At 41.4% G+C, this 12,572-nt stretch carries 10 protein-coding genes and 1 pseudogene; all 11 read left to right on the top strand.

Features of this window, described 5'->3' with window-relative positions:
- Positions 1-50: 50 nt before the first annotated feature.
- Entirely contained in the window at positions 51-1,289 is a 1,239-nt protein-coding gene (locus RCG24_RS08155) for a M16 family metallopeptidase (protein ID WP_308078851.1), read from the top strand.
- Positions 1,290-1,537: 248 nt separating this feature from the next.
- Positions 1,538-1,780, top strand: a complete 243-nt coding sequence (locus tag RCG24_RS08150) for a YlmC/YmxH family sporulation protein (RefSeq protein ID WP_202653939.1) — start codon at positions 1,538-1,540, stop codon at positions 1,778-1,780.
- 196 nt (positions 1,781-1,976) lie between these two features.
- Positions 1,977-2,879, top strand: a complete 903-nt coding sequence (gene dpaA, locus RCG24_RS08145; protein WP_308078850.1) for a dipicolinic acid synthetase subunit A — start codon at positions 1,977-1,979, stop codon at positions 2,877-2,879.
- The gene (gene dpaB / locus RCG24_RS08140) at positions 2,876-3,475 is read left to right on the top strand and encodes a dipicolinate synthase subunit B (RefSeq protein ID WP_202653941.1); all 600 of its coding nucleotides are present in this window, start codon (positions 2,876-2,878) and stop codon (positions 3,473-3,475) included. The genes dpaA and dpaB overlap by 4 nt, the downstream gene beginning before the upstream one ends.
- A 186-nt stretch (positions 3,476-3,661) precedes the next feature.
- Entirely contained in the window at positions 3,662-4,717 is a 1,056-nt protein-coding gene (gene asd, locus RCG24_RS08135; protein WP_308078849.1) for an aspartate-semialdehyde dehydrogenase, read from the top strand.
- A 30-nt stretch (positions 4,718-4,747) separates the two neighbouring features.
- Positions 4,748-6,016, top strand: coding sequence for an aspartate kinase (gene dapG / locus RCG24_RS08130; RefSeq protein ID WP_202653943.1), 1,269 nt, complete (start codon positions 4,748-4,750; stop codon positions 6,014-6,016).
- Positions 6,017-6,094: 78 nt separating this feature from the next.
- Entirely contained in the window at positions 6,095-6,967 is an 873-nt protein-coding gene (dapA, locus tag RCG24_RS08125; RefSeq protein ID WP_202653944.1) for a 4-hydroxy-tetrahydrodipicolinate synthase, read from the top strand.
- Between the two features lie 301 nt (positions 6,968-7,268).
- Positions 7,269-8,936, top strand: a complete 1,668-nt coding sequence (locus RCG24_RS08120) for a ribonuclease J (RefSeq protein ID WP_202653945.1) — start codon at positions 7,269-7,271, stop codon at positions 8,934-8,936.
- A 141-nt stretch (positions 8,937-9,077) separates the two neighbouring features.
- Entirely contained in the window at positions 9,078-9,836 is a 759-nt protein-coding gene (locus RCG24_RS08115) for a ClpP family protease (RefSeq protein WP_202653946.1), read from the top strand.
- 43 nt (positions 9,837-9,879) lie between these two features.
- On the top strand, positions 9,880-10,068 hold the full coding sequence (locus tag RCG24_RS08110) for a YlzJ-like family protein (RefSeq protein ID WP_308078848.1): 189 nt from the start codon (positions 9,880-9,882) through the stop codon (positions 10,066-10,068).
- Positions 10,069-10,247: 179 nt separating this feature from the next.
- Positions 10,248-12,547 (top strand): annotated as a pseudogene (locus RCG24_RS08105) (DNA translocase FtsK).
- Positions 12,548-12,572: the final 25 nt, after the last annotated feature.

The raw sequence follows: 12,572 nt of genomic DNA, 5'->3' as shown, positions 1-12,572 counted from the left end.
TAATGTACATTGGGGTGGAAGCATCTGCTGTGATAGACAGGAGGAAGTTGATGATAAACAAACATACATGTAAAAATGGAGTAAGAATTGTATTAGAACAAATTCCAACGGTCCGATCGGTTGCGATCGGTATTTGGATTGGTACCGGATCCAGACATGAAAATCCACAAACGAATGGGATCTCCCATTTCCTTGAGCATATGTTTTTTAAGGGCACTACCACCCGAACTGCCAAAGAAATTGCTGAATCCTTTGATAGTATTGGCGGTCAGGTTAACGCTTTTACTTCTAAAGAGTATACATGCTATTATGCAAAAGTTTTGGATACACATGCTAAATTGGCTTTAGATGTGCTTGCTGATATGTTCTTTCATTCAACATTTGAGGAGACGGAGTTAAAGAAAGAAAAAAATGTTGTTCTTGAAGAAATTAAAATGTATGAGGACACTCCTGATGATATTGTTCATGATTTGCTCAGTCAAGCTGTTTATGGTGAACATCCATTAGGTTATCCAATTTTAGGAACAGAAGAAACATTAAATACCTTTAATGGTGACTCACTGAGGAAATATATTCAGGAAAGATACATTCCGGAAAATGTTGTCGTATCAATCGCTGGTAATGTGCCTGAATCCTTTATTGAAGATGTGGAACAGTATTTCGGATCTTATCAAGGAGAGAAACGGGAAATAAGAGAGAATATCCCGTCGTTTCACACCAATAAAATATTCCGGAAAAAAGAAACCGAGCAGGCTCATTTATGCATTGGCTTTGAAGGATTAAAAGTCGGTCATGAGGATATTTACAGTCTAATTACCCTGAATAATATTTTAGGCGGCAGCATGAGTTCCAGATTATTCCAGGAAGTTCGTGAGCAAAAAGGTTTAGCGTACTCTGTTTTCTCCTACCATTCGGCCTATCAAGATAGTGGAATTGTTACCATTTATGGTGGAACGGGAGCGAGTCAGCTCAACGTACTATTTGACACCATCCAGGAAACGTTAACAAAATTAAAGCAGGATGGAATTACCGATAAAGAGTTAACTAATAGTAAAGAACAGCTGAAGGGCAGTTTAATGTTGAGCTTGGAGAGTACCAATAGCCGTATGAGCCGCAACGGCAAAAATGAACTGCTGTTAAAACGTCACCGTTCATTAAATGAAATCATTGAACTAATCGACAAAGTCACGAAAAATGGTATAAATGAGATGGCCAGAAGGATTTTTTCTGATCAATATTCTATTTCACTTGTCAGCCCTAATGAGGAAATGCCAGATAACATAGTTTAAAAACAGTTCGCTTCTCGAACTGTTTTTTCTTTATTGTCCAGCTCCAGCGACTATCGCCTAGCAAACTTCAGGTCTCCTCCCTACGATAAGTCAACATCGATTCACTCTGTTCATCGTGTTTCCTTTATCTCAGTCGAAGCCCCTCCAGTTTGTACGGCGATGACCAAGGCGCTTACGCTTTTCTTATTCTAAATAAGGACTTCCCTCGATACACTTATAGAAAAGAGGTTGAAAGGGGGGTTTTTCAAATGAGGCTGAGTGAATTAAGCGGAAAAGAGATCGTCGATGTAAAAAAGGCAGAGCGGCTAGGTATACTTGGACAGACAGACTTGGAGATTAATGAAAATACAGGACAAATTCAGGCACTATTGATTCCTTCTTTAAAATGGTTTGGATTTCGCAAACAAGGGGAAGAAATTAGGGTCCCATGGAATCATATAAAAAAAATAGGATCCGAAATGATCATTATTGATGTACCTGAAGAAGAATAAAATACCCTAAAGCCCAAGCAAATGAATTTTGCTTGGGCTAATTTTTTTTCAGCAAAGGGAAAACTCACAGATTGAACCGCTATTACATATGATGAGGAAGTAATATGAAGCAGGGGTAATATTTTCGATGAGTTTCTAAAGGAAACACTGGCTTGTTCATCCTATAAAAGTTTTTAAAAAGAAGGTGAAAGTTTTCATGCTGACAGGGATGCAGATAGCCGTGATTGGTGGAGATGCCAGACAACTGGAGATAATCCGAAAGTTAACGGAATTAGACGCCCGGATTTCTCTAATTGGCTTCGAACAGCTTGACCACGCCTTCACAGGTGCTGTAAAGGAAAAAATAGATGAGGTTGACTTTTCTTTGATAGATGCCGTTATTTTACCAGTGGCCGGAACGAATTTAAAAGGACAGGTAGAAACCATATTTTCTAACGAAAAAGTAGTGTTGACAAAAGAAATCCTGGCAAAGACTCCAGAACATTGCATGATTTACTCCGGAATCAGCAACCCCTATCTCGATGGGATTATTGACCAGTCCGGAAGGAAACTTGTTCAGTTATTTTCAAGGGATGATGTTGCCATCTATAATTCCATTCCTACCGTAGAAGGGACGATCATGATGGCAATTCAACATACTGACTTTACCATCCATGGTTCTAATGTCACCATACTGGGGCTGGGCCGTTGCGGAATGAGTATCGCCAGAGCCTTTCATGCCTTGGGAGCGAAGGTAAAGGTTGGTGCCAGAAAAAGTGAACATCTTGCCAGAATTACGGAAATGGGACTTTCCCCATTTCATTTAAACGATATCGAAAAGGAAGTAGTCACTACAGACATCTTAATCAATACAGTCCCTCAATTAATTGTAAGTGCAAGTGTGATCGCTAAATTACCACCGCATACTCTCATCATTGATATAGCTTCCAAACCGGGAGGAACTGATTTTCGCTATGCCGAAAAACGTGGTATTAAAGCGCTGCTTGCCCCAAGTTTGCCAGGAATCGTCGCTCCAAAAACCGCTGGGCGAATCTTAGCGGATGTTCTCACCCAGCTGCTCCAAGAAACGCTAAAAAAAGGAAAGGGGAATGCTTCATGAGTTTACAGGGTAAAAGAATTGGCTTTGGACTAACAGGCTCCCATTGTACGTATGATGCAGTTTTTCCAGAAATTGAAAAGCTGGTACAGGATGGGGCTGAGGTCATTCCGATCGTTACTTTTACAGTTAAAAACACTGAAACACGCTTTGGTAACGGAGAGGACTGGATCCAGCGAATTGAAAAATTAACCGGCCATGAAGCCATTGACTCGATCGTAAAAGCAGAACCTTTAGGTCCAAAGTACCCGCTTGATTGTATGGTAATTGCCCCCCTAACCGGGGTATCGATGAGTAAATTTGCCAATGCCATTAATGATAGCCCGGTGCTAATGGCAGCAAAGGCCACATTAAGAAATTTAAAACCGGTCGTTCTTGGCATTTCCACCAATGATGCACTGGGACTAAATGGAGTAAATTTAATGAAATTAATGGCAACCAAAAATATTTATTTCATTCCATATGGCCAGGATGACCCCTTTAAAAAACCAAATTCTTTGGTTGCAAAAATGACTTTATTAAAGGAAACGGTAGAAGCAGCAATAGAAGGAAAACAATACCAGCCGGTCATTATCGAGAAGTATAAATATAACGAATAATCCCCTACCTTTTATTAAAAATGGTTATTTCTTTATTAGAATATGTTAAAATAAAATAATCATTCAACAGTAGACAGAAATGATTCCTACTGTTGAAATAAAAATAAAGATAATGAATGCTGGCATTCAAAAATAGATTCTAATATTGAAATAACTTAGCCAGTGTAAATGAAAGGGGAACGAAACATGAGTCAGCAAAACGGATTTCACGTTGCAGTTGTAGGAGCAACGGGAGCGGTTGGACAACAAATGCTTTCAACATTAGTTAAAGAGAATTTTCCTGTTAAAAAACTAACCTTGCTTTCATCAGCACGTTCCGCAGGAAAAAAATTGACGGTTAATGGTGAGGAAATAACGGTCCAAGAAGCAAAACCCGAGAGCTTTGAAGGCGTCGATATTGCCCTATTCAGTGCCGGCGGTAGTGTATCAAAGGAATTGGCTCCTGAAGCGGTAAAACGCGGCGCGATTGTTGTCGATAACACAAGTGCGTTTCGGATGGATGAAAATACCCCATTAGTTGTACCAGAGGTAAATGAAGCTGATCTTTATGAACACAATGGGATCATTGCGAATCCAAACTGCTCAACGATTCAAATGGTTGTTGCCTTAGAACCGATTCGCAAAAAATACGGCCTGAAAAAAGTGCTTGTTTCGACCTATCAAGCAGTTTCAGGTGCAGGTGCTGCAGCGGTTGAAGAGTTGATGCAGCAAACAAAGGCAATTATTAATAAAGATAACGTTGAAGCCAATATTTTACCAGTAAAATCTGATAAAAAACACTATCAAATTGCCTTTAATGCGATTCCCCAAATTGATAAGTTCCAAGAAAATGGGTTTACTTTTGAAGAAATGAAAATGATCAATGAAACAAAGAAAATCATGCACTTACCGGAGCTTCAAGTGGCCGCAACATGCGTGCGTCTGCCAGTTGCAGTCGGTCATTCTGAATCAGTTTATTTTGAAATTGAGACTGAAGGCGTCAAGGCAAATGACATAAAAGCATTGCTAAAGGATGCCCCTGGTGTCGTTTTACAAGATTATCCGGAAAATCAAATTTATCCAATGCCTGCTGATTGTGTCGGAAAAAATGATGTTTTTGTTGGCAGAATTAGAAAGGATCTTGACGAGCCATTAGGCTTTCATATGTGGGTTGTATCGGATAACCTTCTGAAGGGTGCTGCCTGGAACTCTGTTCAAATCGCTGAAAGATTAATTGAATTAGGAATTGTAAAATCCAAGTAACCTTAAAAAAAGGCAGGTTTAATTGTCATCATGAAAATCATTGTTCAAAAATTTGGCGGAACATCTGTAAAAGACGAGGAAAGCAGGAAGTATGCACAGAGGCATATTGAAAAATCTTTAGCCGATGGTTATAAAGTGGTAGTGGTTGTATCGGCAATGGGGAGGAAAGGCGACCCCTATGCAACGGATACCCTGCTATCATTGATCGGCGGTAATACAGGCAAGCTTTCTAAACGAGAACACGATTTATTAATGTCTTGCGGAGAAATTATCTCCAGTGTTGTTTTTACAAATATGCTGCTTGAAAGCGGCATAAACGCAGTAGCATTAACAGGAGCTCAGGCAGGCTTCCGGACAAACAGCGACCATACCAATGCTAAAATTGTTGAAATGAAGTGTGACCGTCTCCTCCGGGAATTAGAGCACCATGATGTCGTGGTTGTTGCCGGATTTCAAGGTGCGGCCCAAAATGGGGATACTACGACCATAGGCCGGGGCGGCAGTGATACTTCAGCTGCGGCTCTTGGAGCAGCCCTTAATGCGGAATGGATTGATATTTTTACAGATGTAGAAGGGATCATGACGGCCGATCCAAGAATAGTGGAAAATGCACGCCCACTATCAGTTGTGACTTATACTGAGGTTTGTAATATGGCCTATCAGGGGGCAAAGGTCATTCATCCAAGAGCTGTCGAGATTGCCATGCAGGCAAAAGTACCAATCCGGATTCGTTCAACCTATTCTGATAAGAAGGGTACTTTAGTCACTACCATCAATCGCAATAATCGTGGCAGTGATATTAAAGAACGTCTTGTAACCGGCATAGCTCATGTTGCCAATATCACGCAAATAAAGGTTTTAGCTAAGAAGGATCAGTATTACCTGCAGGCAGAAGTATTCAAGGCAATGGCGAATGAAAAAATCAGCGTCGACTTTATTAACATTTCTCCTAACAGCGTTGTTTATACGGTTACGGAAGAAATGACAGATCGTGCTGTAAAGGTTTTAACGGAAATGGGGTATGAGCCGATTGTTGAACGCCATTGTGCCAAGGTTTCCGTCGTTGGTGCCGGAATTGCTGGTGTGCCGGGAGTTACCTTTAAAATCGTCACCGCTCTTTCCAATAAAGGTATTCGCATTTTGCAGTCTGCAGACAGCCATACAACCATATGGGTATTGGTAAAGCAGGATGATTTGGTTCAATCAGTCAATGCCTTACATGATGCTTTTCAATTAGAAGAAGAGTCACTTGAAATTGAACCTTCGGACATTGAAGCCTCTTTAAAAAACATGGACTAAGAACAAAAAGCGCAAGAGCTAGATTCGAAGAAAAAGGCTGATTTGGGAGATCAGCTGTTTTCGAAGGGAGAAGAGAAAATGGTTCATTTTGGGCGCATCTCTACAGCCATGGTTACCCCTTTTAATAAAAAAGGGCATATTGACTTCGCCAAAACGACAAAATTGATCAATTATTTAATCGATCATGGAACAGAATCGCTGGTTGTTGCGGGAACAACCGGTGAATCCCCGACCTTATCAAAAGAGGAAAAATTGGCTTTATTTGGCCATGTGGTTAAGGTTGTCAATAAAAGAATCCCTGTTATTGCCGGTACTGGCAGCAATAATACCTATGCATCGATTGAAATGACCAAAAAAGCGGAACAGCTTGGTGTTGATGCGATTATGCTGGTAGCCCCTTATTATAATAAACCCAATCAGGAAGGACTGTATCAGCATTTTAAAACGATTGCAGAGGCAACCACACTTCCGGTTATGATTTATAATATCCCCGGGCGTACAGCGGTAACGATTCACCCTGAGACGATTATCCGGCTTTCCAAGGTTGAAAATATTATAGCAGTAAAAGAAGCAAGCGGTGATTTAAGTGCGATGGCTCAGATCATCGCTCATACTGCTGATGATTTTCTGCTTTATAGCGGCGATGACAGCTTAACCATTCCGGTGCTCTCAATTGGTGGAACAGGGGTCGTTTCTGTTGCTTCCCATGTCATTGGCAACGAAATGCAAGAGATGGTTCAAGCATTTTTTGAGGGCCATTATCTTCAGGCAGCTCAACTTCATCAGAAACTATTGCCAATTATGCAAGGATTATTCACTGCTCCAAGCCCTGCCCCGGTAAAGACGGCATTACAGTTAAAGGGCTTGGATGTTGGAACAGTGAGGCTTCCGCTTGTAGGCCTTACGGAGCAGGAACGGGCAAAATTAAACGCACTGTTAAATGAAATTTAATCATCATATAAAAGAAGCCAACGATCAATTACAGTCGTTGGCTCTTTTTTTCATGGACCGGGCTTTTTCAACTGAAAAAAAGTCATTTATTTTGCGGTACTTCGATCTAAAAACACACCGTTGTGACTGTGTATCTGATTAATGGTTGTAATGATTTTCAAATTTCAAGTATAATAGTCATAACTGAATTCGATCGGACCAATTAGTAACGTGACAACACTCTATTGATAAAGGAGCCGGGAATAGACAGTTAAAAGGTTTTATAGAAAAAATCAGATATACAACATAGGAGGTTCAGTTAGTGGGAAAGAAAAAAAATAACTCCATTAAGTTCATTGCACTTGGTGGTTTAGGAGAAATCGGAAAAAATATGTACCTGGTCGAGGTGGACAAGGACATTTTTGTTATTGATGCCGGCCTAATGTTCCCCGAGGAAGAAATGCTTGGCATTGATATGGTCATTCCGGATATTACATATTTAAGGGAAAACAAGGATCGGGTAAAAGCAATATTTTTAACACATGGACACGAGGATCATATTGGCGCATTATCATACCTTCTCGAAAATATTAATGTCCCGGTTTACGGGACGAAATTAACGCTGGCTCTGGCCCTTGCAAAGCTTAAGGAACAGGAGTATAAAGGGAAGGCGAATTTTATCGAGATTGATTCAAACGATATCATTGAGATGGGATCTGCTGACATCAGTTTTTTCAGAACGAATCATAGCATCCCTGATTCTATTGGTGTCTGTATCCATACTTCTGAAGGTGTGATTGTCTATACCGGCGACTTTAAATTCGACCAAGCGGCAACAACACTTTATAAACCAGAAATTAGGAAAATGGCTTCGATTGGTGAACAAGGTGTTTTATGTTTACTGTCAGATAGCACCGAGGCAGAAAAACCTGGATACACGACATCTGAAGCAATCGTTACCCGTGAATTGTCAAACGCCTTTTATAATGCTCCAGGAAGAATTATTGCCGCCTGCTTCGCATCGGATATCAATCGGATTCAACACATCTTTGATGCGGCAAAAGAGAATCAGCGCAAGGTCGCAGTGGTTGGGAAAAGTCTTGAACGCATCTATCATATTGCTCTTGACTTAGGCTACTTGGAGGTTGCCGATGATTTAATTATTCCAATCAATGAAATCAAGGATTATGAAGATAAAGATCTGGTCATACTGATGACGGGCAGTCAAGGAGAGCCAATCGAGGCATTGCAGAAAATGGCCAAACAAAGCCATAAACTGTTGAATATTCAGCAGGGAGATACCGTATTGATAGCTGCCTCACCACTGAGGGGAAGTGAGCTGTTTCTAGCCAAAACAGTCGACATGCTTCTTAGGGCAGGAGCTAATGTCATCTCTGGAAAACGAACCGTTCATGTATCCAGCCATGGCAGTCAGGAAGAATTGAAATTCATGATCAATTTAATGCAACCAAAATTCTTTATCCCTGTTCATGGTGAATATCGGATGTTGATGGCACACCGAAAACTCGCGCTGGAATTGGGCCTTGATGAGGAGCAAATTTGCATACCTGATAGCGGAGATGTCGTTGAATGGAAGGATGGAACAATTTCCATTACCGGAAAAGTACCATCGGGGAATGTCCTGGTTGATGGGATCGGTGTTGGCGATGTCGGCAATATCGTTCTAAGGGATCGAAAACTATTATCACAGGATGGTATTCTTATCGTTGTCGTAACCTTAACAAAGCAAGAAAAGAAAATAGCCTCCGGTCCGGAAATCATTTCAAGAGGATTCGTTTATGTACGGGAATCGGAAAAATTGATGGATCATTCTACGAAATTAGTGAAAGAGATTGTCGAAAGAAATATTGCAAAGGACTCGTTTGATTGGGCAAGTTTAAAGCAGGAAATCCGTGATGAATTGAACCGCTTTTTATTTGATAAAACAAAGAGACGGCCAATGATTTTGCCAATTATTATGGAGATTTAATAGATAAATAATAGGCATTCGATAGCGAAAGAGGTGACCTCTTCAAGCCATCGGATGCTTTTTTTCTGGCGAAATTCTAAGCATGAATTTAGCTCCTAAGTAAATACTAAAAAATATCATGCTTGGAAAGGAAGTATCAGAATGGATCAGGATTTACAAAAAAATGCAACCGAACAGCCGTCGGAGGGCAGTGAGCCTCAGAAAGAGGAAAATCCTTCTTCCGCGATTATTGATAAGATCCAACAGCTGGGACAAACCAATGTACCGCAACTATCCAGTGATTCCAAAATCCATTGTCTGACAATTGTTGGTCAAATAGAAGGACATTTGGCGCTTCCGCCGCAAAATAAAACAACAAAATACGAACATTTAATCCCACAGCTAGTAGCAATCGAACAAAATCCCAATATTGAAGGAGTCCTCATCATCTTAAATACAGTGGGTGGAGATGTCGAAGCAGGACTGGCAATTGCAGAAATGCTGGCATCGTTGTCCAAACCAACTGTTTCCATTGTTCTGGGCGGGGGACATTCCATTGGGGTTCCAATTGCAGTTTCCTGCAGCTATTCATTTATTGCCGAAACCGCTACGATGACGGTTCATCCTGTCCGGTTAACAGGATTGGTCATTGGCGTCCCGCAAACCTTTGAATACTTGGATAAAATGCAAGAACGGGTCGTCAGCTTTGTCACAAAACATTCGAACATTACGGAAGAAACCTTTAAAGATTTAATGTTTGCCAAAGGGAACCTGACGCGGGATATCGGAACAAACGTAATTGGTGTCGATGCCGTTAAATACGGGTTAATTGATGAAGTGGGCGGTATTGGTCAGGCAATGAAAAAGTTAAATGAATTAATAGACTTAAGAAAAAATGAAAAAGAAGGGCTGATTCAATGATTCTTTATACAATGATGCCACAAGAGCTTGTCTTCCCCCTGAAATGGACAGCTTCGGTAAACAGCAAATGGCGAGTTTCCAAGGGATCCCCTTGATTGTAGAACAGGTGGATGGCAACCATGTACAGGTTATCAGAAATATAAGCAGTGACCCACAGCATTATATGGACTCGAGGGTTAGCCCAGGGGCCAAAATTTCTTTTGCCAGCCTTGATGGTGAAGTCTTCTTCTAGATGTTAATTATGGTATAATCGGGTTAGGTGAACAAGAGCAGCCAATCGGGCTGCTTTTCCTTTCAAGGGAAACTAAGCCATTATGGACAACCTATAGCGGCTTTAGAAACCATAATCCAATGATAAGGTGATTAAATGGCCAAAAAAAGAGAAGACAAGCTAAAAGACGAGAAACAAAGATGAAACGAACCATTCAATATGAATTGTCGGCCTTGGCAATTTTAGCATTATCTATCATATCCATAGCAAAGCTTGGGGCGGTCGGCAGGGCAAGCGTGCTTTTTTTCCGTTTTTGGATGGGCGAATGGTACATGCTCGGGTTAATCGGTCTCGTATTACTGAGTGTTTACTTAATGTGGAAAAGGAAAATCCCCTTTCTTTTTCATCTCAAACTAGTTGGAAGCTATTTTATCATATCCGCACTCCTCCTTTTGAGCCATGTAACCTTATTTCATCTTCTAACCAATGACGGTAAATTTAAGAATCCAAGTGTGATTAGAAATACGTGGGAATTGTTTATGATGGAACTTAGGGGGGAAACTAGTACTTCCGACCTTGGTGGAGGCATCTTAGGGGCAATATTGTTCGCTTTATTCCACTATCTTTTTGCCGAAACAGGTACAAAAATCATTGCCTTTATTTTCATTATCATCGGTTTTATTTTACTAACAGGAAAATCGCTTGGTGATCTTGTCGCTAAAGTGATGACTGCGGGCTTCGACTTTTCCAAAAATCAATGGGGTGCTTTTAAGAACGACCTAGGAGAATGGAAGCAAAAGCAGCAAGAAAAGAAAAATGAACGCAGGCAAAGAAGACAAGCACATGAAAATCAGCAGCCGGAAATGGTGTCAACCCCGCCTCAAGGGCCGCCACCTATAGAAGAAATTACAAATCCGGAGCCGATTATTTCCAGCTTTGCAGACCGTGCATATCATGAGGAACTGCCACGGGAACCTAAGCAGGCAGAAGCTCAAAAAAGGATTAAGACTGCTCCCGAAGAAGAGGACGATGATCTTTCACCGTCGATCACTTTTACCGAAGTGGAAAATGTTGATTACCAATTACCTCCATTTGAACTGCTAAAACTGCCGAAGAAAACGGATCAGACGGGAGAGTACGAGCTGATTCATGCGAATGCCGCTAAGCTTGAACGGACCTTCCAGAGCTTTGGTGTGAAAGCCCGCGTAACCCAGGTTCATTTAGGACCGGCGGTAACAAAATATGAGGTTCATCCGGATGTTGGCGTAAAGGTTAGTAAAATTGTCAGTCTTAGTGATGATTTGGCACTGGCGCTGGCCGCTAAAGATATCCGAATCGAAGCGCCAATTCCGGGAAAATCAGCGATTGGGATAGAAGTTCCTAACTCCGAAATTGCTGTGGTTTCGCTAAGAGAAGTATTAGAAGCCACACAAAATGATAAGCCCGATTCAAAATTATTAATTTGTTTAGGCCGAGATATTACTGGTGAAGCGGTTGATGCTGAATTAAATAAAATGCCGCACTTACTTGTTGCCGGAGCAACAGGGAGCGGGAAAAGTGTCTGTATTAACGGGATCATTACCAGTATTCTCATGCGGGCAAAGCCTCATGAGGTTAAATTAATGATGATTGATCCGAAAATGGTGGAATTAAATGTTTATAATGGAATTCCCCATTTATTGGCGCCTGTTGTCACCAATGCCAAAAAAGCATCGCAGGCACTGAAAAAGGTCGTCAGTGAAATGGAGCGAAGATACGAACTCTTTTCCTATACTGGTACGAGAAATATTGAAGGATATAACGAGCATATCAGAAAGCATAATCTCGACGAGAATGATAAGCAGCCATTACTGCCATATATTGTAGTGATTGTCGACGAACTGGCCGACTTAATGATGGTGGCCTCAGGCGATGTGGAAGATGCGATTACACGTCTTGCTCAAATGGCTAGGGCGGCCGGAATCCACTTGATTATTGCTACACAAAGACCTTCAGTCGATGTTATTACAGGTGTTATCAAGGCCAATATCCCATCTAGAATCGCCTTTGCAGTCTCAAGCGCTACCGATTCACGCACGATTTTGGATATGGGGGGGCGGAAAAACTGCTTGGCCGAGGTGACATGCTGTTTATGCCGGTAGGTGCATCGAAACCCGTTCGTGTCCAAGGGGCGTTTCTTTCCGATGAGGAAGTCGAGGCAGTCGTCGATTTTGTCATTTCCCAGCAAAAGGCCCAATACCAGGAAGAAATGATTCCGGATGATTTACCGGAAATTACAGATTCAGTTGAAGATGAATTATATGCTGAAGCGGTAGAATTAATTATCGAAATGCAAACCGCATCTGTTTCGATGCTGCAGCGCCGTTTCCGAATTGGTTATACACGGGCTGCCCGGCTGATTGATGAAATGGAGGCGCGCGGCGTAGTAGGTCCCTATGAAGGCAGTAAACCTCGTGCCGTGCTGGTGTCCAAACCAATTAACGAGGAACAAAGTTCATAATTTTTTTGCAGACAAAGTAAGATTA

The organism is Neobacillus sp. OS1-32, assembly GCF_030915425.1.
Taxonomy (GTDB): Bacteria; Bacillota; Bacilli; order Bacillales; family Cytobacillaceae; genus Neobacillus; species Neobacillus paridis.
Note: the sequence above shows the minus strand (reverse complement) of the source record. Positions and strands in the feature narration are given on the sequence as shown.